Raw genomic sequence first — 22,062 nt, 5'->3', positions numbered from 1 at the left:
TCCGAGGATGGCGTCCTGGTCCCGGTACGTCGCCCTGGGCGACAGCCAGACCGAGGGCCTCAACGACCTGGCGCCGGACGGGACTCCCCGCGGCTGGGCCGACCGGCTCGCCGCCCGGCTCGCCGGGACCACCAGTCCGGGTCTGCACTACGCCAACCTGGCGGTGCGTGGGTGCCGGGCACGTCACGTGCGCGAGGTGCAGCTGCCCCGGGCGATCGACCTCTCCCCCGACCTCGCCAGCGTCGCGGTGGGCATGAACGACCTGCTCCGCCACGACTACGACGTCACGGCCACGCTCGCCGACATCGAGACGACGATCGCGGGGCTGCAGGAGTCCGGCGCTCACGTGGTGTCGATGACCAACCCCGACATCGCCAAGATGCTGCCGGCCATGGGGTGGCTGGCCGGTCGCCAGCGGGTGTTCCACGACCGGTTGCGCGCGCTGCACCAGCGCTACGACGTGCCCACGCTCGAGCTGGCCGGACAGCCCCTGGGGGCGGCCCGCGAGCTGTGGAGCCACGACCGCATCCACGGCTCCGCCGAGGGCCACCGACGCGTCGCCGAGGGGATGGCGTGGCTCCTCGACGTCCCGGGCAGCGACGAGCGGTGGGCCGAGGTCGATCCGTCCCGGCTGGGCCCGGTGCGCCTGGTGCTGGGTGAGCTCGGCTGGGCCCGCACGTTCCTCGGCCCCTGGCTCACCGGGCAGGTCGTGCACCGCCACGCCCCTCCCCGTGCGAGGGCGGTCTGCAAGCGGCCCGACCTACGGCCGGTCGAGGCGGACGCGGCGGACGAGGCGTAGGACGCGTAGATGTCCAGGCCGCTGGACTGGTCTGGCTCACCCGAGACCGGGCACCAAGACACGAAAATTGCCCGGTCTGACCCATTCGACACAAAAATTGCCGAAACGTCAGCGGGGCCTTCGAATCCGTGCTCCCATCCTGCTATGACCCCGCCACCTCCCTCCGCACGACCGCGCCGTAGTCGCCTCTCCCAGGGCCTGTTCGCCCTTCTTGCTCTGACCCTCCTCGTGGCCGGTAACGCGGTCCTCGCACCAGGTGCGCAGGCCATGCCCGCCGACCCCCAGCCGACCTACCAGCTGCGGGTGACCGCGGCCTACGCCACCAGCACCGCGACCACCACCGGCACGACGGTCAAGTCCAGCGTGACGGTCAAGAACGTCAGCGGCGTACGCCAGCCGACCCGCTCGGTCCGGCTCTACCTCACCGACGGCACCACGACCTACGGACTGGCCACGACCAGCGTGGGTTCCCTGGCCCCGTCCAAGAGCGCCACCGTGCGTGACACCACCACCGCACCGCTGCGCGTGCCCGCCGGACGCTACGCACTACGCGCCTGCCTGGGCCCCATCGGGTCCCAGTCGTGCCGCGACTCCAGCCCCAGCATCACCATCGGCGCCGCCCGTCTGGCCGCCTCCCCCAGCACCCTGGCCTTCGGTCAGGTCCCGGTCGGTGAGACCTCGACCAAGGAGGTCACCATCACCAACCGCGGCCACGCCACCTCCGGCACCGTCACCGTGTCCTTCAACGGCGACCCCGCCTTCACCGCGCAGTCCTCGACCTGCGGGTCCTCCCTGGACCCCGGCGACTCCTGCCGGGTCAAGGTCACCTACGCCCCCACCACCCCCGGTGAGGCCGCCAGCAACCTGATCGCCTCCAGCCCCCGCGGCGGGATCGCCTCGATCGGCCTGACCGGCACCGGCCTGGGCGCCGCCACGCTGAGCATCAGCCCCGACAGCGCCCTGTACGACGACACCCTCCTCGATGCCACCTCCGAGCCGGTCACCTTCACCGTGACCAACACCGGCAACCTGCCCTCCGGCGTCCCGGTGGTCTCCCTGGGCGGCTCCACCGAGTTCAACGTCACCACCACCACCTGCACCGCCGCCCTGGCCCCCGGTGCGACGTGCACCGTGACCGCCACCTTCACCCCCACCACCCGTGGCGCGGCCACCACCGACCTCACCGTGAGCGCCACCCCCGGCGGCACCACGACCGCCGAACTGGCCGGCACCGGCCTGGCCCCCGCCGAGCTCAGCCTCGACCCCGCCACGGCCGCCCTGCCCGCTACCGTGATCGGCCAGCAGTCCGAGGCCCGGACCTTCACCCTGACCAACGACGGTGACGTCACCACCGGCACCCCCACCATCGCCCTGACCGGGGATGACGCCGCGCAGTTCACCATCGACGACAACGCCTGCACCGCCGCCCTGCCCGCCGGTGCGTCCTGCTCGATCGACGTCCTGTTCGCCCCCACCGCCGCCGGTGAGGCCACCGCCTCGCTCACCGCCTCGGCCACCCCCGGCGCCACCACCACCTCGGACCTGACCGGCCTCGGACAGACCGAACCCGCACTGTCCATCGACGACACCGCCTACGACTACGGCTACACCGGCGCCGCCAGCCAGCACACCTTCACCATCACCAACGACGGCGACACCCCCACCGGCGTCCCGACCGTCGACCTCACCGGCGACACCGCCTTCACCATCACCACCAACACCTGCACCACCGCCCTGGCCGGTGACGCCACCTGCACCGTCGAGGTCACCTACACCGGCACCGGGACCGACCAGCAGACCGCCCAGCTGTCCGTGACCGCCACCCCCGGCGGCACCGTCACCGCCGACCTCACCGGCAGCCCCCTGGCCCTGACCATCGCCCCCACCACCTACAACTTCGGCGGCATCCCGGTCGGCGACACCAGCGACCCCCAGTCCTTCACCCTCACCAACCACCGCCTCACCGCGGTCCAGGTCGACGGGGAGGGCACCACCGGACCGTTCACGATCGACGACAGCTGCTTCACCGTCACCATCCCCGCCGGCGACACGTGCACCTTCACCGCGCGCTTCGCCCCCTCCAGCTCCGGGCCCGCCACCGGCTCCATCGACTACTTCGCGCAGGGCGCCCAGGCCCAGGTCGAGCTCACCGGCACCGGCCTGACCCCGGCCACGTTCTCCCTCAGCACCTCGACCGTGGACTTCGGGGCCTACACCCCCGGCGACACCGGCACCCAGCAGGTGACCGTCACCAACACCGGCACCCAGGACTCCTCGACCGTGGGCCTCGCGATCACCGGGCCCGACGCGGCCGTGTTCGCCGTCGACAGCACCGACTGCCCCACCACCCTCGCCGGCGGCGCCAGCTGCACGGTGACCCTCGAGTTCGCTCCGGTCGCGCTCGGAGACAGGTCGGCGACCCTCACGGTCAACGGAGCCCCCGGTGCCACCGCCTCCCTCGTCGGGCTCGGGGCGCCCGCGGGCGTCACCCTCTACCCGGCGACCTACGACTACGGCGCGGTCCCCGTGGGCGGCGCGGCGTACTTCACCTTCCGCGTCGTCAACACCACGGACAACGGAGAGGACATGAACTCGGCGAGCAGCGGACCGCCGTTCCCGCTCGAGCTCAACCAGGACTTCACCTGCGTGCTGATCATCTCGACCATCCAGCCCCACCGCTGGTGCACGATGACACTGTCCTTCAAGCCGCAGTCCGTGGGCTCGTTCAACACCACGCTGACCGCCGGCGGCACCAACTTCAACACGTCCTCGCTGCTGTTGGGCACCGGGGTCCCCGCCCGGGGGACCGCGCCGTCCGTGTCGTCACCGTCGTCGATGCCGACGTCGGTCGCGCTGCGCGGCGGCAAGGTCGTCGTACGCCGCGAGTGAGGGTCTAACAGCGCCGTAGGCCCCGTCCCCGCTGGGGGCGGGGCCTTCGTCGTGTCAGGGCGAGGCCACGGTGTCGACGTACGCCGTCGACCGGTAGGTCCGCCGCGAGTGATCGGGCCCGGCCGCGCCGGGCTGCGGGTCGGGATCCGGGACCGGCAGGTCGATGACGGCCACGGTGCCGCCGCCCGGGTTGGGGCGTAGGAGCAGTCGGCCCCCGTGACGCTCGACGATGCGCTGGCAGATGGCCAGACCGAGCCCGGTCCCGGGGTACGTCGTCTGGTCGGCGACCGTCGTCGGGGTCCGCACGAAGGGCTTGAGGACCTCGGTCCGCAGCTCGGGCTCGATGCCGATGCCCCGGTCGGCCACGAAGATCCGCGTCACGCCGTGCTCGTCGTCCACCTCGGCGGTCACCTCGACGACGGGCCGGGTCCCGGGGCGGGCGTACTTGAGTGCGTTGCCGACGAGGTTGGCGACGACCTGGCGCATCCGCTCGGGGTCGCACCGGGCGGTCGGCAGCTCCCCGACGTGCACCAGCGGCGCGAGGGGCTCGCGGCCGGCCGACCGGCACGTCGCGAGGTGACCGGCGACGACCTCGGCGAGGGCGTCGCGCACGAGCTCGCCGAGGTCGACGTCGGCGAGGTCGAGCGAGGTGTCGCTGGCCGAGGTGTAGGCGAGGAGGTCGTCGATCAGCCCCGCCATCCGGGCGGCGGCGGCGGACGCCTTGTCGAGGTAGACGGCGACGGTGCCCACGACGTCGGCGGGACCCACGAGCTGGTCGACGCCGTCGCCGACGAGCTCCAGGCAGCCCAGGACCAGGGCCAGGGGGTTCTTGAGGTCGTGGGCGACCATCCCGGCGAACGCCGCCTGCTCCGCCTGCTGGTGACGGTCGGCCGTGACGTCGCGGTAGAACGCCAAGGCCCCCGGGCGCTGCTGTGCCAGCTCGATCGGACGACCTGACACCACGATCTGGGCGCCCTGGGGATGGGTGGCGTTGCGGATCAGCATCTCCACGTCGTCGGTGGGCTCGCCGGCCAGGGCTCGCACCAGCGGCATCTCGTCCTGGGCGAACGGCGCGCCGTCGAGGGTGAAGATGCCGTAGTGTCGCTGCCACGCCTCCGGCCCGTCGCCGGCGACGGGCTCGGTCTCGACCCCGAGGATCTGGCGTGCCGCGCGGGAGTGCATCAGGAAGGTGCCGTCCGCGTCGACCACGGTCACCCCGACCTGGTCGATCGTCTCGAGCATCGTGTCCAGCAGCGTCGCCTGGCGGCGCGCGGCGGCCTCGGCCAGGGCGAGGTCGCGGGTGGCCGCCGCGATCTCGGCGCGTGACCGGGCGCGGCTCGACGCGACCACCCACCACAACCCGGCGACGAGCAGGGCGAGGATCACGGCGATGACCCGGATCGCGAGCGGGCGGTAGTGGATGTTCCCGATCAGGGCTGGGGTGCTGGCGGAGACCTCGAGGGTCCACGTGTGCTGGGCGACCGTCATACCGATCGTGCGCCGGTGGTGGTCCGCCCCCGAGCCGGGCCCGTCGGCGGCGGACACCGCGGCCACGGTGAGGTCGACCCCGGCGGTGTCGGCGGCCATCAGCCTCACGTCGACGCGCCCCTCCGCCGCCTGGGCGAGCACCCCACCGAGGAAGTCGCGGCCCCGCACCCCCATCAGGACCCAGCCCACGAGGCGGTCGTGCCGCACCACCGGCGCGACCACGGAGAACGAGGTCTGGCGCTCGGACTCCGGGAGGCCCTGGTCGATGATCAGCTGGTAGGCGTCGGAGATGGAGACCCGCCCCGAGCGCTGCGCCTCGCGCAGCGCGGCGTACGGCGCAGGCGCACCGACCACGTCGACCCCGGTGCGCCGCTGGCTGCTGCCGTCCAGCGGCCTGCTCAGCACGGCGAACACGTGGGTCGTCTCAGCCGCCACCGGGTCGAGCTCGAGGCCGGTCGACCCGCGGGTGCGCCAGGCGGCTTGGAAGCGCGCCAGTCGCCCGTCGGTCACCGGTGGGGCCAGGAACGCCAGCGACGTCGCGCCCGCGAGGTCCATGCCGTCCAGGGGCGCCGCCGCGGTGTCGAAGGCGTCGGCGTCGACCCCGGTCACCGAGCCGAGGGCCGCCGCGACCAGCTCGAGGGCGTCGCTGTAGCGTGCGACCTCGGCCTCGGCGGCGTCCTCGACGGCGGTGGCGCGCGTGTCGAGTGTCCGCCCCGCGAGCGCGGACGCGTCCCGGGACACGTCCGCAGCCCACACGAACCCACTCGACAGGGCCATCAGCCCCAGGACCAGCGATCCGGCGGCGGCGCGGCGCAGCGTGCGGCGATGCTCGACCCGGTCGACGGTGACCCGATCGACGGTGATCTGGTCGGGGGCACCTTGGTCGACGGCGCCGTGGTCCACGGGCCCATCGTCACGGGTCGGTCCCCCGAAAGGGTGAGATCGGCTGAATTGCCGGACCGTGACAGCAGTGCTGTCTAGACCGCGCCCGACGCCCGCACCCGGGCGGCCTCGCGGTGGGCCGCGTCGTTGCGTACGCCGGCCCGCGAGCCGGCGAGCTTGGCCCGGATGTGCTCGTCGACCGAGACGGGGTCGTAGAGCGCGGGGTGTTCGGCATCGACGCAGGACGCCAGCGGTCCGACGACCGCCTCGGCGTTGCCGTCGTGGAAGAACGCGGCCGAGCGGCGGCGCTCGACGGTGCCGTCCACCAGCGGAGGCTTGACCCGGTGCAGCGTCGAGAGCCAGCGCTCGTTGGTGAGCCGGGCGGTCAGGTCGCCGAGGTTGATGAGCAGCGCACCGTCGGCCGGCAGGACGTCGTACCAGCCGCCGTCGCCGCCGAGCACCTGGAGCCCCCGCACCTGGTCGGCCCAGAGCACGGTGACGATGCCGAAGTCCGTGTGCTCGCCCATACCCGTGAGGTCGCCGTCGAGGTCGACCCGGGTGCCCTCGGGCAGGGCGTAGTTGTTCATCCGCAGCACATCGATCGAGTGGTCGGCGATGGTGTCGAAGAAGTCGGGGGCCAGCCCGAGGACGTCGGCGAAGATCGTCGTCATGGTGGTCGCGACCCGGCCCGCCTCCTCGACGTACGCCGTGACGTGGGGCTCGAAGCCGGCGACGTCGGGCCAGGTGTTCTCGGCGTAGTGCTCCTCCAGGAGGGTCGCGCCCGGGTAGTCGCTGACCGCCCGGCCCACGTTGAAGGCCTCGAAGAAGTCGTTCATCCGGGTCGCCGACTCGACGCCGAGGCTCAGGCTGAGCGACTCCGACCGCGGTGGCGTGTAGCCGCGGTTCTCGCCACCGGGGCGGATCCACCGCCGCTTGTCGTCGGGGGGCATGCCGAAGAAGCCGTCCATCGCGGTCGCGAGTCCCGCGACCACCTCCGGGGCGATCCCGTGGCCGAGGACCTGCATGAAGCCGACCTCGCGGCAGGCGGCGTCGACCGCCGTCGCGACCTCCGCCCGCTCGTCGTCGGTGCCGGCACCGACGTAGGCCGAGATGTCGACGACGGGGACGTGGAACGGGATGGCGCTGTGGGACGTGGTGGTCATGGTGGACTCCTGCTCGGGAAACGGACGATGCGTACGCCGCTCGGAGGTGTCCGTCTCCGGCTCACGTGGTGCGGGTGAGCTGGTGTCCTGTTGAACTCGAGCGACGTCGCGAGCCTAGGGCCGACGCGTTTCGTCGGCGTGAACGGTCCTGGGCCGCGAAGCGGGCCCGGGTCAGCCGATCTCGACCATCGGGGTCGCCCTCGTCAGGGTCATCTGGACCCGGCACCCGTTCGCGGTCACCGCGACGGTGCCCGCCGCCACCAGGGTGGGCCGGTCGGACGTGGCGGCCGCGGTCATCGTGAAGGTGACGGTCGAGGGTGCGTAGGCCCGCACGAAGCTGTTGATCACGGGGTACTGCCCCGCCGGCTGCCCGGACCCCGCGCTGACCGCGGTACCCGAGAACGCCGGCTGGCCGTCGGTCTCCAGGCTGATCGCTCCGTAGTTCGAGGGGGTGTTGGCGGCGCAGCTGACGTAGGCGCCGCCGTCGTCGAACACGAACCGCTTCCCCGAGTCGAAGCCGAGGGTGGAGTCCAGTACCTCGACCAGCGGCGCAGCCGCACCCTGCGGTCCGGTCTCACCTTGCGGTCCTGTCTCGCCCTGCGGTCCGGTCGGTCCGGTCGGGCCGACCGGCCCCGGGTCGCCGGCCGGACCCGCGTCACCGGTGTCGCCCTGGGGGCCGGCCGGTCCGGCGGTGCCCCTCGGCCCGGTCGCCCCGCGCAGCGAGGCCCGGGCCGCGGTGCTGAGGTCGACGACCCCGACGCTGCGGTCCTTGACGTCGATCGAGGTGATCGTGCCGTTCTTGATGTCGGCGCCGGTCACCACCGTGGCCGCCGTGGCGCCACCGGCCACGGCCAGGACCACGGTGGCCGAGCAGAGGGCGAGGGTCGGCAGGTGCTGGCGCAGGGTCATGTCCGCACCCTAGGAGCCGAACGGCGCACCGTCCGGTGATTGTCCGAGCTGCTGCCCGCGCCCGGTCGGTGCGTGCGTGAGTGCGCAGGCAACATCGACGAAACGCGGACGACGCACCGGTCCGTGTGGTCCCCTGACCCCGTGATCGCCTCCTCCCGCCCCGTCATCCGGCACCGCCGGCCGCACTCCGCAGGGCACTCCGCCCTCGTGACGCTGGCCGTCCTCGCCGCGGGTGGCGCGGTCCTCGCCCCGTCCGCCCCGGCCCTGTCCGCCGAGCCGTCTGCCGCGGTGCACCAGGTCCGAGTGACCCAGGTCTACGCCGCCAGCACCGCCGTCCCCGCCGGCACCCAGGTGCGGACCAGCCTCGTCGTGCGCAGCACGAGCCCCACCCGCCAGCCCCGGCGCACCCTCCGGCTCTACCTCGCCGGTGCCGCCGGCACCTACGGCTTGACCACGGCCCGGACGCCGTCCCTCGCTCCCGGCGCACGGGCCACGGTGCGGACGACCGGGCTGGCGCCGGCCAAGGCACCCGCCGGCCGCTACGCCGTGCGCGCCTGCCTCGGCCCGCTCGGCTCCCAGGTGTGCCGGCTGTCCAACGCCACCGTGACCATCGCCCAGGCGCCGTTCGAGGTCGACCCGTCGTCCTACGACTACGGCGAGGTGGCCGTCGGAGCCTCCAGCACCATGACGTTCCGCGTCACGAACCACACCGACGAGGTCGCCGACACCGGGGGCGACCCCGGCGGCAACCCCAGCTTCGCGTTCGACTTCGGCGCCCCGGCGGAGGACTTCACCTGCCTCGCGCCCATCCCCGCCGGAAGCTCCTGCACCTTCTCGGTGACCTTCGCCCCGCAGGGCACCGGACCTCAGAGCACCACCGTCAAGTTCTTCGCCGGCGACCAGACCCTCACGGTCGACCTGACGGGCACCGGTACGCCGGGAGACGAGCCGGCACCTCTGCTCGCCACGCCCCGGAACGGCCGCTTCAAGGCCTTCGCCGGCTGATCGCTGCCGACATCGGGCCGGCCGCGTCACCCGACGTGTGCCGGGACCTCTGGACCGTCTCACGGCCGGCCCTGCTCCGTCCTGGGGCGGGCCGGCTGCGCTCGGAGCCGCCCCTCCGCCGACACGACCACCGATCGCCCGGCGCGTGGGCACCAGCTCCCCGGGATGGAGTCGAACCATCGTCGCTAGTCCTGATTCAAAGTCAGGCGGGCCCTGCCGGCAGACCAACCGGGGAATGTGTGGGACCAGGGTAGGGCGTCGGGCCCCGTGATTAGGTAGCCACGTGGACCTACCCGTGATGCCACCCGTGCAGCCGATGCTGGCCAAGGCGGTCGCGGGTGTGCCCGACCCCGCCAAGCACACCGCCGGCGGCATCACCGGCCTGAGCTTCGAGCCCAAGTGGGACGGCTTCCGTTGCCTGGTCTTCAAGGACGGCGACGAGGTCGAGCTCACCAGCCGCAACACCAAGCCGCTGACCCGCTACTTCCCCGAGCTCGTGGCCGCCGCGCGCGAGCAGCTGCCCGCACGCTGCGTGCTCGACGGCGAGATCTTCGTCGCGGTCGGCGCGCGGCTGGAGTTCGAGGTGCTGCAGGAGCGCATCCACCCGGCGGCCTCGCGCGTCAGCATGCTGTCGGAGAAGACCCCGGCCAGCTTCGTGGCGTTCGACCTGCTGGCCCTGGGCGACGAGTCGTACGTCGACCGGCCGTTCGTCGAGCGGCGAGCGGCCCTCGTCGGGGCGCTGGAGGGCCTCACCGGTCCCTGCTACCTGACCCGGACGACCGACGACCCGGTCGTCGCCGAGCGCTGGTTCCACCAGTTCGAGGGCGCGGGGCTCGACGGAGTCATCGCCAAGCCGCTCGGGGCGCCGTACTCCGAGGGCGGGCGGACCATGATGAAGATCAAGCACGAGCGCACCGCCGACGTCGTGGTGGCCGGCTACCGCGAGCACAAGACGAGCACCCCCGAGCACCCACTGCTCGGCAGCCTGCTGCTCGGTCTCTACACCGACGACGGGCTGCAGCACGTCGGGGTCAGCGCCAGCTTCACCGCCAAGCGTCGCGCGGAGCTGATCGAGGAGCTGCAGCCGCTGGTCTGCCCGATCGAGGAGCACCCGTGGGGCCGGTGGCAGGAGTTCCTCACCGCCAACCCGGACCGCATCCCCGGCACCCAGAGCCGCTGGAGCCAGGGCAAGGACCTGTCGTTCACGCCGCTGCGACCCGAGCGCGTGCTCGAGGTCAAGTACGACGCCATGGAGGGTCGGCGCTTCCGGCACACCGCCCACTTCAAGCGGTGGCGCGAGGACCGCGACCCCGAGTCGTGCGGCTACGACCAGCTCGAGCAGCCCGTCGGCTACGACCTCGCCGAGGTCCTGGGCGGATGAGGGTGACCGGGTCCCGATCACGGGTGAGAGGGTGGGGACATGGCTGACTACGACGTCGTCCTGCTCGTGGAGCAGGCGCTGACCGAGCAGGACGCGCGCCAGGTGCGCTCGCTGCACGACGGGCTCGACGACCCGGTGACCTATCACGTGCTGCTGCCGCTGGACGACGCCGCGGCGCGCGTCGAGGCGTCGCTCGGCTCGCTGTCGGGCAGCGAGCTGCTCGCCTCCCCGCAGACCCCGATGGACGCGGTCGACCTCGAGGCCGTGCGCGAGGACTGCCAGGAGCGGTCCGAGGCCGACCTCACCGCGACCGTCGCCGCGCTCGAGTCGGCCGGCGCCACGGTCGCCAGCAGCACGTTGGTGACCGGGTCGCCCATCGACGAGCTGGTCGCCAAGGTCAAGGAGGTCGACGGTCGCGAGACGATCATCCTGACCCAGCCCCACGTGGTCGCCGAGCTGTTCCGGCTCGACTGGGCCTCCAAGGCGCGGCGCCACCTCGACGTGCCGGTGCTGCACCTGCTCGAGCACGAGACCTTCGACGAGCAGGCCGCCGGCCCCGACGGGATCAGCGGCGCCTGAGCGATCCGCTCAGCCGCGCCAGCGGCTGCCGAGGCCGCCACGCGAGCGGTCGTCGGCCTCGTCGTCGCCCCTGCCGCCCCGGGCCTCCTCGAGCTGCTGCTCGAGCTCGGCGATCTGCGACTCGAACTTGGAGGTCACCGACGCGCGGGTCCGACGCCCGACGTACATCTCGCGGGTCGCGGTGTGGTCGGTGGCCACGCCGAGTGCGTGGTCGAAGACCCGGTCGTAGTCGGTGCGCAGCACCGCCAGGGCCTCGGGGACCGACGGGTCGGCCGGGTCGTCGGCGAGCCGACCGAGCTGCTCCCACAGCCGGACGGCGATGTCGCGCAGCGTGTCGGGGACGTCGACCTCGTCCCAGCCCGGGGTGCTCTCGGCGGGTACGGACCCGACCAGGTCGTCGACGGCGGCGCCCCCGCCCTCGAGGTCGAGGGCCAGCCCCACCCGCTCAGCCAGTGCGGACACCGCCGGCCGCCAGTCGGCGAGCAGGTCGGCGTGGCGCACGAAGGCACGGACGTCCTGTCGCGTCGACTCCTCCACCACCAGCAGGGAGTGCACCCACTCGGCGAGGAAGGCGGTGTCGCGCTGTCGGCGCGAGCCCGGGTCGCGGTCGGCGTCGTCCTTGAGGACGTCGCGGGCCCGGACGAAACCGACCGGGTCGCTCAGCAGCACGAGGTAGCCGAGGTCGGCGCCCAGGCGGTCGACCACGGAGGTCCAGTGGTCGTGGAACCAGAACGCCCTCGGGTCGTTGACGACCACCTGACCGGTGGGCGCGTCGTGGAGGACACCACCGAGCCAGTGGTTGAGCGCCACCTCGTCCTCGGCGGTCGTGAGCCGACGAGCGAGGTCGGCGGCGCCCGGTCGCGTGTCGAGGGCCCGGACCAGCGGGTCGCGGCGCATCAGTGCCAGGTGGTGCTCGACGACCCACTTGGTCTCGAAGGACGGCTGGTCGGTGCGCTCGTCGGCCGGCAGATGAGGTCGGGACACGCGGGTCCCGAGATGGCTCAGGATCCCGGCCAGCGCGCTGGTGCCACTGCGACCCGGACCGGCGACGACCACGACCTTGTTCACGCGGGCGAGGCTAGCGGAGTCCCCGGAGGGTCACAGCAGGCTGTTGGGCACGAACCTCACCGAGGGGTCGAGGTCGTGCGCTGCGGGCCGGACGAACTCGAAGCCGGCGGTGAGCACGACCTCCCACGTCGGCTCGAGCTCCCGGCGTACGTCATCGGCGCAGGTCGCGTGCAGCGGCGGCGCGTGGAACTCGTTGCGCGCCACCTCCGTGGCCGTGCCGACGAAGGCGATCGGGCGCCCCAGTGGTGTCCCGCAACCCCCACAGATGCGGGACAACGCACACTGGGTCACCTTGCGCCGGACCAGCGCGCCCTCCTCCCAGGCGAAGGGCTCGCTCACGCGCGCGCGTCGGCCTTGGAGCGCGACCAGCCGCCCAGCTCGGGACGGCGGTCGTGGGTGTCCTCGTGACGCACCCGTTCGCTCTGCTCGATCGTGACGCCCTCACCGGTCGGCGGCCGGTCGTCCTTGGTGAACCTGTTGGGCAGCGAGAGCTTGTGGATCGTGCGGAGCACCTGGCCGTACTGCTTGTGCAGGGGCCCGGTCGTGTAGGGGATGCCGTACTTGTCGCACAGCGCGCGGATCTCGGGGGAGATCTCGCCGTAGTGGTTGCTGACCAGGTCGGGGTAGAGGTGGTGCTCGATCTGGTAGCCCAGGTTGCCGCTCATGATGTGCAGCAGCTTGCTGCCCTCGAAGTTGGCGGTGCCGAGGATCTGGCGCAGGTACCACTCGGCGCGGGTCTCGTCCTCGAGCTCCTCCTCGGTGAAGTGCAGGGCACCGTCGGGGAAGTGGCCGCAGAAGATGATCATGTAGGCCCACAGGTTGCGCATGACGTTGGACGCCACGTTGGCCTTGAGGGTCGACTTCCACTGCCGGCCGCTGAGCGCCGGGTAGACGAGGTAGTCCTTCAGCGCCTGGTTGAGCCCTTTCTTGCCGATCTGCTTGAGCTGGCGCTTCATCTCGACCGGGTCCTTCTTGCCCGTGCGGATCGCCTCGAGGTCGAGGTCGTGCAGGGCGACGCCCCACTGGAAGAGACCGGCGAGCAGTGCGTTGAAGACCGGCTGCCCGAGGTAGTGGGGGTGCCACTTCTGCTCCCGGGCCATCCGCAGGATCCCGTAGCCGATGTCGTTGTCGAAGCCCAGGACGTTGGTGAACTGGTGGTGGATGTAGTTGTGGCTGTGCTTCCACTGCTCGGCCGGCTGGGCGGTGTCCCACTCCCACGACGAGGAGTGGATCTCGGGGTCGTTCATCCAGTCCCACTGACCGTGCATGACGTTGTGGCCGATCTCCATGTTCTCCAGGATCTTGGCCAGGCCGAGCGAGACCGCGCTGGCTGCGAGGATCGGGCGGCGGTACCTCGCCTCGAGCGGCGAGCTGACGACCATGCCGAGGCGCGCCGCGGCCGCCATCCAGCGCTGGGTGCGGATCACCCGGCGGATGTACGCCGCGTCGGCGGCCCCGCGGGCCTCCTCGACGCGCTCGCGGATCGCGTCGAGCTCGCGTCCGATCGCCTCCACGTCCTCGGTGGTGAGGTGGGTGTACTCCTTGACGTCCGAGATGGCCACGGCGTCTCCCTTCGTTGTCGGTGGTCGAGCCTGTCGAGACCCGGTGGTCGAGCTTTCGGTGGTCGAGCCTGTCGAGACCCGGTGGTCGAGCCTGTCGAGACCCGGTGGATCAGATGCCGAGGGTGCAGGCGCCGACCGGGACGGTGACGCAGGTCTGCACCTGCTCGTTGGGCTGGTCGTACTCGTCGCCGTTGCGCAGGTCCTTCACGGTCCCGGAGATCTTGGTGACGGTGCAGGTGTGGCAGATGCCGACGCGACAGCCGTAGGGCATGCCGACGCCGGCCTTCTCGCCGGCCTCGAGGACGGTGGTGGCGCCGTCGACCTCGGCCTCGCGACCGGAGTTCTGGAAGGTGATCGTGCCGCCCTCTCCCCCGTCGGTGCCGACCTGCAGGGAGAACCGCTCGATGTGCAGCGCGTCCTCGAGGTCGGCCCTCGCCCAGTGCTCCTCGACCGCGTCGAGCATCGGCGCCGGCCCGCAGGCCCACGTCTCGCGCTCACGCCAGTCGGGGATCGCGTCGTCCAGGTCGGCGAGGCTGAAGATCCCCTGGTCGTCGGAGAACCACTCGTGCACCGTGAGGCTGGGGTGCTTGGCGTGGAGCTCGCGCAGCTCGTCGCGGAAGATCATCCGCTCCGGCGTGGTCGAGGCGTAGTGCAGGACGACGTCGCTCATCGTGTCGCGGCGGTCGAGGGTGCGCAGCATCGACATCACCGGCGTGATGCCGCTGCCGCCGACGAGGAAGAGCGACTTGGCCGGCGGCGGGTCGGGCAGCACGAAGTCGCCGTTGGGCGTCGCCAGGCGGACGATCGTGCCGGGCTCGAGGCCGTTGACGAGGTGGGTGGACAAGAAGCCCTCGGGCATCGCACGGACCGTGATCGCGAGGTTGCGTCCCGAGCGCTTCGGCGGCGAGCTGACCGAGTAGGAGCGCCAGTGGAACTTGCCGTCGACCTGGACCCCGATGCCGACGTACTGACCGGGACGGTGCTGGTAGCGCCAGCCCCAGCCGGGCCGGATCACCAGGGTGGCGGCGTCGTCGGTCTCGGGGATGACCTCCTCGACCCGGCCCCGGAGCTCGCGCGAGCTCCACAGCGGGTTGAGCAGCGTCAGGTAGTCGTCGGGAAGCAGCGGGGTGGTGAGCTTGTCCGCGCTCTTGCGCAGTCGCTCCCACGTGACCTTGCGGTCCGCCGCCCTCATGTCGGTCGTCACGAGTTCAGTGAACAACTGTTTACTGGACGACGTCAACGAGTCGGGCGACTCACAAGGGTGAAATCACGTTCGCCGAGCCCAGGGGCTACGAGCCGGGCCCGACGAAGGTGCCGTCGGCGTCCCAGTGCTCGGCCACCTTCTTGCTCGGCTGCACCCGCGGCGGCTCCCCCGGCATCTTGGGGTAGTCGGGCGGGAAGCTGAGCTCGACCGCGCCCTGCTCCTCCCACAGGTCGAGCAGCGGCTGCAGCGAGTACGCCGTGTCGTCGATGTCGGCCCACGGGTCGCCGTCGGCGACCCGGTCGGGCACGGTGAAGAGGTTGAGCTCGCGGGGGTCCTTCAGGTCGGCGAGCTCGGCCCAGGTCAGCGGCGTGGAGACCGGAGCGCCGGGCTGCGGGCGCAGGGAGTAGGCCGAGGCGATGGTGCGGTCGCGGTTGTTCTGGTTGAAGTCGACGAAGATCCGCTCGCCGCGCTCCTCCTTCCACCACTCGACGGTCACGCCGTCGTCGCGACGGGCCAGCTCGCGGCCCAACCCGATCGCCGCGTGCCGCACGTCGGTGAACTCCCACTCGGGCTCGATCCGCACGTAGACGTGGACGCCCCGGTTGCCGCTGGTCTTCGGGTAGCCGACCAGGCCCAGCTCGCGGAGCAGCTCGTCGGCGAGGCCCGCCACCCGAACGGCGTCGGCGAACGTCGTGCCGGGCTGCGGGTCGAGGTCGATCCGCAGCTCGTCGGGGCGGTCGACGTCGGCACGACGCACCGGCCAGGGGTGGAACGTCAAGGTGCCCATGTGGGCGCACCACACCGGGACCGCGATCTCGGTGGGGCAGATCTCGTCCGCCGTACGACCGCTGGGGAAGGTGATCTGCACGGTCTCGAGGTAGTCGGGAGCGCCCTTGGGCACGCGCTTCTGGTAGAACGCGTCGGCGTCCTTGTCCTGCGGCCCGGTGGCGAGCCTCATGCCCTCGCGCACCCCGGAGGTCCAGCGCTCCAGCGCCGTCGGCCGGTCGCGCAGCGCCCGCATCAACCCGTCGTCGACGCTGGCGAAGTACTCCGCCACCATCAGCTTGGTGACCTCGGGCGTGCGGTCGGTGGCCTCGTAGATGACCCGGTCGGGGCTGGAGACGCGCACCGCGCGCCCTCCCGCGTCCACCTCGGCGGCCGGTGTCTTGGGCATGACGACGACCCTAGTGCTCGTGGTCACGGGCTAGCGTCGGTGACGTGGGACTCTCCTGGCCGTTCGTACGCCGCCGTCGACCCGACCGCTGGGCGGCCACCCGTAGGCTGGAGGGCATGGCTTACGAGGTGGAGAAGACCGACGAGGAATGGCGTGCCGAGCTGTCCCCGGAGGAGTACCAGGTGCTGCGCAAGGCCGGCACCGAGCGCGCGTTCGTCGGCAAGCTGACCGACACCGAGACCAAGGGCGTCTACAGCTGCAAGGCCTGCCACGCCAAGCTCTTCGAGTCCGACACCAAGTTCCACTCCGGGTGCGGCTGGCCGAGCTTCTACCAGCCGATCACCGACACGATCGAGTACATCGACGACTCCACGCTGGGCATGAAGCGCACCGAGGTGCGCTGCTCCAACTGCGGCTCCCACCTGGGCCACGTGTTCCCCGACGGCTACGGCACCCCGACCGGAGACCGCTACTGCATCAACTCGGTCAGCCTGACCCTCGAGCCGGTCGACGGCTCGGGCCCGGTCGCCGGCTGAGCGAGCCCCGCGTCGGTCGAGGTGCGAAGGCCGCCAGGCCTGAGCCTCGAGACCTGGCGAGGGGCGCTGCCAACCGCCGGGGTCTCGAGGCTCGGCCGCGGGCGGCCTCGCACCTCGACCGCCGGGGTGTCCGGCTCAGGGCAGGCGGTTGACCAGCTCGGCGACGGGGGTCAGCGCACCGGTGTAGAACGGGATCTCCTCGCGCACGTGACGGCGGGCGCGGCTGGCGCGCAGGTCACGCATCAGGTCGACGATGCGGTGGAGGTCGTCGGCCTCGAAGGCCAGAATCCACTCGTAGTCGCCGAGGCCGAAGGACGAGACGGTGTTGGCGCGCACGTCGGGGTAGGGGCGCGCCTGCATGCCGTGCTCCTTGAGCATGTCGCGGCGCTCCTCGTCGGGCAGGAGGTACCACTCGTAGGAGCGGACGAACGGGTAGACGCAGACGTGGCGGCGGGCCGGCTCGCCGTCGAGGAACGCCGGCACGTGGCTCTTGTTGAACTCGGCGGGGCGGTGCAGCGCCATCTGCGACCAGACGGGCGCGAGCCGCCGACCGAACGCCGTACGACGCAGGCGGTGGTAGGCCGCCTGCAGCGCCTCGGAGTCGGTGGCGTGCCACCAGACCATCACGTCGGCGTCGGCGCGCAGGCCGCTCACGTCGTAGGTGCCGCGGACCACCACGTCGCTCTCGGCGAGCTCGGCGAAGAGCTTCTCGATCTCGGCGCCCTCGGCCTCGCGGTCGGCCCCGTCGGGGCCGTCGCCGAGCACGTCGTCGAGCCGGAACACCGACCACATCGTGTAGCGGATGGTGCTGTTGAGCTCCTTGAGCCGGGCGGCGTTGGTCTGGCCGTCGGTGGTCGGGGTGCTCGCGGTGTCGCTCATGCCTCCATTGTGGCGCGCGGCGCCAGCGCGTCCGCAGCGGCGTGCCCGGAGGCGATGCAGGCCGCCACGCCGACCCCGTCGTACGCCGCCCCGCAGACGGCGAGACCGGGCACGCGCCTCAGGTCGGCCCGGATGTGGGCGACCCGGTCGAGGTGGCCGACGACGTACTGGGGCAGCCCGCCGCCCCAGCGCTGCACGAAGGAGTCGACCGGCACCGCGGTCAGTCCGACGGCATCGCGCAGGTCGGCGAGCGAGGCGGCGACGAGCTCGTCGTCGGAGCGCTGCAGGGTGACCTCGTCGCCGTACCGCCCCAGCGAGGTGCGCAGCAGCACGACGCCCCCCGCGGCCCGGCCCGCCTCGCGGACCCAGCCCCACTTGGCGAAGGAGAACGTCGAGGCCTTGATCCGGCGCCCGTCGACCGGCGGGACCAGGAAGCCCGAGGCCGCGTCGAGCCCGGGCGGCAGGTCGGCCTCGCGGAAGGCCAGCGTGACCACCGCCATCGAGGCGTAGTCGACCGAGGCGAGCAGGCCCGACGCCGTCGGCGCGAGGCCGGCCAGGAGCCGCGACGCCGGGGCCGCCGGGGTCGCGAGGACCACCGCGTCGGCGTGCTCGACGAGCGGCGACGGCACCGGCCCGGTCACCAGGTCGAAGCCGGTCGACACCCGCCGCACCTCGCGCACGGTGACGCCGGTGCGCACGTCGAGTCCGGCGGCCACGCGCTCGACCAGGGTGCCCATGCCGCCGTCCAGGCCGGCGAACATCGGCACGTCGACGACCGGCGGCGCGACGGCACCGACGAGGTCCTGGTCGGCCAGGCCGAGCAGCTGCGGGATCGCGGCCCGCACGGAGATCTCGCGGGCGTCGCCGGCATAGACCCCGCCGAGCAGCGGCTCGACGAGCCGCTCGACGACCTCGTCGCCGAACCGGTGGGCGACCAGGTCGCCGACGGAGACGTCGTCGCCCTCGTCACGGTCGTCACCGGGTCGCCCGGTCACCTGCTGCCGGGCGCGGAGCATGCCCTCGGCGCTGAGGATGCCGGAGGCCTCCAGCCCGTCGAGGTCGAGCGGCGCCCCCATCAGCGTGCGCGGCAGCGGTCGCAGCGCGCCGCGGGTCCAGATGCGCGACGACGCCGACGTCGGGTGGACGACCTCGAGGCCCAGGTCGCGTGCCAGGGCGACGCCCTCGGGCCGCCGGTTGACCATCGCCTCGGCGCCGACGTCGACGACGACCCCCCCGACCGACTCCCGTCGGATCTTGCCGCCGACCCGGTCCGAGGCCTCGAGCACGACGACCTCGGCCCCCGCGGCCACGAGGTCCCGTGCGGCGACGAGCCCTGCGATGCCTGCTCCCACCACGACGACCCGCATGGCGCCAGCCTACGGAGCCGTGCTCACCCGGGTGAGGCGGGAGCGAGGGACCGCTAGTGCGACATCGACCCGAAGCCGCTGCGGTGGAACAGCAGCGGGGACGCCGCGTCGGCGGCGTCGGCGCCCGCGTCGACGCCGTGCAGGAGCAGCAGGACGATCGTGTGGTCGCCGGCCTCGACCTCGCGGTAGACCGTGCAGTCGAAGCGCGCCAGCCCCTCGTCGAGGGTCACCGCACCGTCGGCGGTGGTCGTGGTCGGCACGTCGTCGAAGCGGTGCTCGACGGGCCCGGCCAGCTGACGGCAGACGTCACCGTGGTGCTCGGCCAGGATCGTCACGCCGAGGTGGCGGGAGCGGCGCAGGTCGGGCCACGTCTTCGACGTGTTGGCGATCGAGAAGGACACCAGCGGCGGGTCGAGGCTCACCGAGGTGAACGACGACGCGGCCAGCCCCACGAGCCGTCCGTCGACCTCGGCGGCCACGGCGACGACGCCGGTCGGGAAGACCCCGAACGCCGCGCGCAGCTGGGCGGGGTCGAGGTCCTGGTTGGTCGGCATCTGCAGCGCCGACAGCCGCGAGCTCACGAGCCGACCCCCGTGCGGCCGGCGCTCCCGCCGAAGGGCACCGCCGCGGCCCGGGCGACGGGCGGGGCCGGGTGCTCCCAGAGCCCGCGGCGGGCGAGCTCGGGCAGCACGCCCTCGCCGAACCAGTAGGACTCCTCGAGGTGGGGGTAGCCGGACAGGACGAACTCCTCGATGCCGACCTCGGCGTACTGCTCGACGAGGTCGGCGATCTCGGCGTGGCTGCCGACCATCGCGGTCCCGGCGCCCCCGCGGACCAGACCGATGCCGGCCCACAGGTGGGGGTGGATCTCGAGGCCGTCCTTGGAGCCCCGGTTGAGCTCGAGCATCCGGCGCTGTCCCTCGGACTCGCTGCGGCGCAGCCCGGACTGGACCCGCTCGATCTCCTCGGGCGAGATGCCGGCGAGCAGCCGGTCGGCCTCGGCCCACGCCTGCGCCGACGTGTCGCGCGCGATCGTGTGGAGGCGGATGCCGTAGCGCAGCTCGCGCCCCTCCTCGGCGGCCAGCCTCCTGATCCAGTCGATCTTGTCGCGTACGGCGGCGGGCGGCTCGCCCCACGTGAGGTAGACGTCGGCGTGCTTGGCGGCGACCAGCCCGGCCGCCGGCGAGGACCCCCCGAAGTAGATCTCGGGGAGCGGGTCGGGCAGCTGCGCCAGGACGGCGTCCTCGACCCGGTAGTGCGCCCCCTCGAAGTCGACCGTCGCGCCGGTCCACAGGCGGCGGACGATCTCGAGGAACTCCCCGCAGCGCTCGTAGCGTCCGTCCTTGTCGAGGAAGTCGCCGAACATCCGCTGCTCGTGGCTCTCACCGCCGGTGACGACGTTGAGCAGCAGCCGTCCGCCGGTGAGGTTCTGGAACGAGCCGGCCATCTGCGCGGCGAGGTAGGGCGCGGTGAGGCCGGGGCGGAACGCGACCAGGAACTTGAGGCGCTCGGAGACCTGGCTGAGCATCGCGGTCGAGATCCAGGCGTCCTCGCACCACGCCCCGGTGGGCGTCAGGGCCGCCTCGAAGCCGAGCTGCTCCGCGCTGCGGGCGATCTGGCCCAGGTAGGCCACCGACGCGGGCCGTCCGGCGGCTCCGACCTGGACCCCGTGGCCGCCGCCGACGACCTGGCGACCGTCGCCGCCGTTGGTCGGCAGGAACCAGTGGAACCTCAGCGTGCTCATCGGTGGAGTCCTTTCCCGGGGGTGTGCTCCAGCTGTCGGGTGCCGGCGAGGCGCCCGACTCTCAGGTCTTAACTTGAGTGACTTTATCTGCTTTGAGAGCAGGCCCCCGGCACCGTCCACGCTGGCCGTTCGGCGGACCCAGGGCGCCCGTGCAACGGGGTCGAGCCCATCCGCCGGGGTATGGGGGCCGCAGCGTGCCGTCCCTAGGGTCGAGGGATGACCGAGGACACGTTCGACCCCCAGAACTCCAGCGCCGACACGACGGGAGAGCGCGAGCCCGCCGCGCCGGGCACCGCCGACGGCAACCCGACCCAGGGCGTCGAGATCGACGAGACCGAGCTCGACGAGGCGGTCGTGCCCGACGACAAGTCGATCGACGGCCCGCCGGCGGGCCACGCCTGACCGGCGGCGGAACCGCTGACGCGCCCGGCGCGTCAGTGCTGCATGACCTCTCGAACCCGCCGCGTCGTCGCGGCCGCCGCGTCCACCGTCCTGCTCGGCCTCGCCGTCGCCGCGTGCTCCGCGGGGAGTGAGAACGACAACAGCGCCGTCGCCGACGACAGCGGCGGCTCGAGCCTGGCTGCTCCGGCTCCCGCCCAGGCGGAGGCGGCCCGCGGCAGCGTCGCGGGCGACGTGGCCCGGACCGGGTCCACGTCCGGGTCCGGGTCCGGGTCTGGGTCCGGGAAGCAGGACGTGGTCAGCGACGCCGGCCCACGCTCGCTGATCCGGGAGGGCAACGTGGCGCTGCGCTCGGCCGACGTGAGCCGCACCCTGTTCGACATCCGCAAGATCCTGCAGGGCACGGGCGGCGAGGTGTCCGACGACGACACCCAGGCCGACGAGCAGGGCGACGCCGAGAGAGCCTTGCTGACGGTGCGCGTGCCGGTCGTCCGCTTCGACACGGCGCTGCAGCAGCTCAAGGGGCTCGGCACCGACAGCTCGACGGTCAAGCTGATCGACGCCACCTCGACCAGCAAGGACGTCAGCAGCCAGGTCGTCGACACCGACGTGCGGGTCGCGCTGCAGAAGCGCAGCATCCAGCGGATCAGCCTGCTCCTGGACAGGGCCACCTCGATCCGCGACATCGTCAGCATCGAGCGCGAGCTCGCCGACCGCGAGGCCGACCTCGGCTCGCTGGAGAAGCGGCAGAAGCTGCTCGCCGACCAGACCGCGCTCTCGACGATCACGATCTCCGTCGAGCGGCCGACCGAGAGGTCGGCCACGCCGCCCGAGGAGGACGAGTCCGGCTTCGCCGCCGGGCTGGAGGACGGCTGGAAGGCCTTCCGGCACGTCACCACCGGCCTGCTCACCGGCGCCGGCGCGCTGCTGCCGTTCGCCCTGCTCGCCCTCGTGCTCGGCGTACCGCTGCGGGTGTGGCTGCGGCGTCGTCAGCCCCGTCCCGTCGTCCGTACGCCGGACGCGGTCGCCTGAGC

At 72.5% G+C, this 22,062-nt stretch carries 20 protein-coding genes and 1 tRNA gene; 8 read left to right on the top strand and 13 right to left on the bottom strand.

The annotated features are described in order from the left end of the window. The first annotated feature begins 7 nt into the window (after nt 1-7). Entirely contained in the window at nt 8-799 is a 792-nt protein-coding gene (locus FJQ56_RS21195) for an SGNH/GDSL hydrolase family protein (RefSeq protein WP_140011608.1), read from the top strand. Between the two features lie 267 nt (nt 800-1,066). Then, nucleotides 1,067-3,688, top strand: coding sequence for a choice-of-anchor D domain-containing protein (locus FJQ56_RS22975; protein WP_140011607.1), 2,622 nt, complete (start codon nt 1,067-1,069; stop codon nt 3,686-3,688). 54 nt (nt 3,689-3,742) lie between these two features. Here the strand turns inward: FJQ56_RS22975 and FJQ56_RS21185 are convergent, their stop codons facing one another. The 3 genes from FJQ56_RS21185 to FJQ56_RS22970 all read right to left on the bottom strand — a co-directional run bounded on the left by FJQ56_RS21185 (nt 3,743) and on the right by FJQ56_RS22970 (nt 8,130). Beyond that, nucleotides 3,743-6,079: an ATP-binding protein gene (locus tag FJQ56_RS21185; RefSeq protein WP_140011606.1), complete on the bottom strand. Its 2,337-nt coding sequence runs from the start codon at nt 6,077-6,079 to the stop codon at nt 3,743-3,745. Nucleotides 6,080-6,153: 74 nt separating this feature from the next. After that, the gene (locus tag FJQ56_RS21180; protein WP_140011605.1) at nt 6,154-7,221 is read right to left on the bottom strand and encodes an isopenicillin N synthase family dioxygenase; all 1,068 of its coding nucleotides are present in this window, start codon (nt 7,219-7,221) and stop codon (nt 6,154-6,156) included. Between the two features lie 171 nt (nt 7,222-7,392). Then, nucleotides 7,393-8,130: a collagen-like domain-containing protein gene (locus FJQ56_RS22970; RefSeq protein WP_170215493.1), complete on the bottom strand. Its 738-nt coding sequence runs from the start codon at nt 8,128-8,130 to the stop codon at nt 7,393-7,395. A 141-nt stretch (nt 8,131-8,271) separates the two neighbouring features. Between FJQ56_RS22970 and FJQ56_RS21170 the strand changes: the two genes are divergently transcribed. Beyond that, nucleotides 8,272-9,135 (top strand): hypothetical protein, encoded by an 864-nt coding sequence (locus FJQ56_RS21170; RefSeq protein ID WP_170215492.1) that lies wholly within the window; start codon nt 8,272-8,274, stop codon nt 9,133-9,135. A gap of 156 nt (nt 9,136-9,291) precedes the next feature. Here FJQ56_RS21170 and FJQ56_RS21165 read toward each other — a convergent pair. Next, nucleotides 9,292-9,370 (bottom strand) — tRNA-Gln (locus FJQ56_RS21165). Nucleotides 9,371-9,418: 48 nt separating this feature from the next. Here FJQ56_RS21165 and FJQ56_RS21160 point away from each other — a divergent pair. Together FJQ56_RS21160 and FJQ56_RS21155 are read left to right on the top strand one after the other, a co-directional pair. Next, the gene (locus FJQ56_RS21160) at nt 9,419-10,516 is read left to right on the top strand and encodes an ATP-dependent DNA ligase (RefSeq protein ID WP_140011603.1); all 1,098 of its coding nucleotides are present in this window, start codon (nt 9,419-9,421) and stop codon (nt 10,514-10,516) included. A 39-nt stretch (nt 10,517-10,555) separates the two neighbouring features. Beyond that, complete coding sequence (locus tag FJQ56_RS21155) at nt 10,556-11,095, top strand: hypothetical protein (protein WP_140011602.1); 540 nt, start codon at nt 10,556-10,558, stop codon at nt 11,093-11,095. Between the two features lie 9 nt (nt 11,096-11,104). Here FJQ56_RS21155 and FJQ56_RS21150 read toward each other — a convergent pair whose 3' ends face one another. The 5 genes from FJQ56_RS21150 to FJQ56_RS21130 all read right to left on the bottom strand — a co-directional run bounded on the left by FJQ56_RS21150 (nt 11,105) and on the right by FJQ56_RS21130 (nt 16,103). Beyond that, nucleotides 11,105-12,163, bottom strand: coding sequence for a hypothetical protein (locus FJQ56_RS21150; protein ID WP_140011601.1), 1,059 nt, complete (start codon nt 12,161-12,163; stop codon nt 11,105-11,107). A gap of 30 nt (nt 12,164-12,193) precedes the next feature. Beyond that, nucleotides 12,194-12,502: a hypothetical protein gene (locus FJQ56_RS21145; RefSeq protein WP_140011600.1), complete on the bottom strand. Its 309-nt coding sequence runs from the start codon at nt 12,500-12,502 to the stop codon at nt 12,194-12,196. Further along, complete coding sequence (locus FJQ56_RS21140) at nt 12,499-13,725, bottom strand: fatty acid desaturase family protein (protein WP_140011599.1); 1,227 nt, start codon at nt 13,723-13,725, stop codon at nt 12,499-12,501. The genes FJQ56_RS21145 and FJQ56_RS21140 overlap by 4 nt, the downstream gene beginning before the upstream one ends. A 109-nt stretch (nt 13,726-13,834) precedes the next feature. Next, nucleotides 13,835-14,929, bottom strand: a complete 1,095-nt coding sequence (locus FJQ56_RS21135; RefSeq protein ID WP_246084291.1) for a ferredoxin reductase — start codon at nt 14,927-14,929, stop codon at nt 13,835-13,837. A gap of 85 nt (nt 14,930-15,014) precedes the next feature. Then, nucleotides 15,015-16,103: a DNA polymerase domain-containing protein gene (locus tag FJQ56_RS21130; protein WP_140011598.1), complete on the bottom strand. Its 1,089-nt coding sequence runs from the start codon at nt 16,101-16,103 to the stop codon at nt 15,015-15,017. Nucleotides 16,104-16,219: 116 nt separating this feature from the next. Here FJQ56_RS21130 and msrB point away from each other — a divergent pair, with 116 nt between their 5' ends. Next, a complete protein-coding gene (gene msrB / locus FJQ56_RS21125; protein WP_140011597.1) occupies nt 16,220-16,639 on the top strand; it encodes a peptide-methionine (R)-S-oxide reductase MsrB in 420 nt (139 codons plus the stop codon). A gap of 135 nt (nt 16,640-16,774) precedes the next feature. On the opposite strand, the gene hemQ is transcribed toward msrB, so the two are convergent. From hemQ to FJQ56_RS21105, 4 genes are read right to left on the bottom strand one after another with little or no spacing between them, the layout of a single operon-like run. Continuing rightward, nucleotides 16,775-17,518 carry a hydrogen peroxide-dependent heme synthase gene (hemQ, locus tag FJQ56_RS21120; protein ID WP_140011596.1) on the bottom strand — a complete coding sequence of 248 codons (744 nt, stop codon included), beginning with the start codon at nt 17,516-17,518 and terminating at the stop codon, nt 16,775-16,777. Further along, nucleotides 17,515-18,885 (bottom strand): protoporphyrinogen oxidase, encoded by a 1,371-nt coding sequence (gene hemG, locus FJQ56_RS21115; protein ID WP_140011595.1) that lies wholly within the window; start codon nt 18,883-18,885, stop codon nt 17,515-17,517. Before hemG ends, hemQ begins: the two co-directional genes overlap by 4 nt. 53 nt (nt 18,886-18,938) lie before the next feature. After that, nucleotides 18,939-19,466 (bottom strand): flavin reductase family protein, encoded by a 528-nt coding sequence (locus tag FJQ56_RS21110; protein WP_246084290.1) that lies wholly within the window; start codon nt 19,464-19,466, stop codon nt 18,939-18,941. Beyond that, nucleotides 19,463-20,629: an LLM class flavin-dependent oxidoreductase gene (locus FJQ56_RS21105; RefSeq protein WP_140011594.1), complete on the bottom strand. Its 1,167-nt coding sequence runs from the start codon at nt 20,627-20,629 to the stop codon at nt 19,463-19,465. The genes FJQ56_RS21110 and FJQ56_RS21105 overlap by 4 nt, the downstream gene beginning before the upstream one ends. Nucleotides 20,630-20,845: 216 nt before the next feature. On the opposite strand from FJQ56_RS21105, the gene FJQ56_RS21100 reads away from it, so the two are divergent. Continuing rightward, nucleotides 20,846-21,031: a hypothetical protein gene (locus FJQ56_RS21100; protein WP_140011593.1), complete on the top strand. Its 186-nt coding sequence runs from the start codon at nt 20,846-20,848 to the stop codon at nt 21,029-21,031. Nucleotides 21,032-21,073: 42 nt separating this feature from the next. After that, entirely contained in the window at nt 21,074-22,060 is a 987-nt protein-coding gene (locus FJQ56_RS21095) for a DUF4349 domain-containing protein (protein ID WP_140011592.1), read from the top strand. The last annotated feature ends 2 nt before the right edge of the window (nt 22,061-22,062 follow it).

The sequence above is a fragment of the Nocardioides plantarum genome (genome assembly GCF_006346395.1).
GTDB lineage: Bacteria > Actinomycetota > Actinomycetes > Propionibacteriales > Nocardioidaceae > Nocardioides > Nocardioides plantarum.
This window is presented reverse-complemented; position numbering and strand designations above follow the sequence as displayed.

Coding starts and splice junctions, on each gene's coding strand:
- FJQ56_RS21195 (WP_140011608.1), top strand. CDS start 8: ATGGCGTCCTGGTCCCGGTACGTCGCCCTGGGCGACAGCCAGACCGAG.
- FJQ56_RS22975 (WP_140011607.1), top strand. CDS start 1,067: ATGCCCGCCGACCCCCAGCCGACCTACCAGCTGCGGGTGACCGCGGCC.
- FJQ56_RS21180 (WP_140011605.1), bottom strand. CDS start 7,221: ATGACCACCACGTCCCACAGCGCCATCCCGTTCCACGTCCCCGTCGTC.
- FJQ56_RS22970 (WP_170215493.1), bottom strand. CDS start 8,130: ATGACCCTGCGCCAGCACCTGCCGACCCTCGCCCTCTGCTCGGCCACC.
- FJQ56_RS21155 (WP_140011602.1), top strand. CDS start 10,556: ATGGCTGACTACGACGTCGTCCTGCTCGTGGAGCAGGCGCTGACCGAG.
- FJQ56_RS21130 (WP_140011598.1), bottom strand. CDS start 16,103: ATGCCCAAGACACCGGCCGCCGAGGTGGACGCGGGAGGGCGCGCGGTG.
- msrB (WP_140011597.1), top strand. CDS start 16,220: ATGGCTTACGAGGTGGAGAAGACCGACGAGGAATGGCGTGCCGAGCTG.
- hemQ (WP_140011596.1), bottom strand. CDS start 17,518: ATGAGCGACACCGCGAGCACCCCGACCACCGACGGCCAGACCAACGCC.
- hemG (WP_140011595.1), bottom strand. CDS start 18,885: ATGCGGGTCGTCGTGGTGGGAGCAGGCATCGCAGGGCTCGTCGCCGCA.
- FJQ56_RS21105 (WP_140011594.1), bottom strand. CDS start 20,629: ATGAGCACGCTGAGGTTCCACTGGTTCCTGCCGACCAACGGCGGCGAC.
- FJQ56_RS21100 (WP_140011593.1), top strand. CDS start 20,846: ATGACCGAGGACACGTTCGACCCCCAGAACTCCAGCGCCGACACGACG.
- FJQ56_RS21095 (WP_140011592.1), top strand. CDS start 21,074: ATGACCTCTCGAACCCGCCGCGTCGTCGCGGCCGCCGCGTCCACCGTC.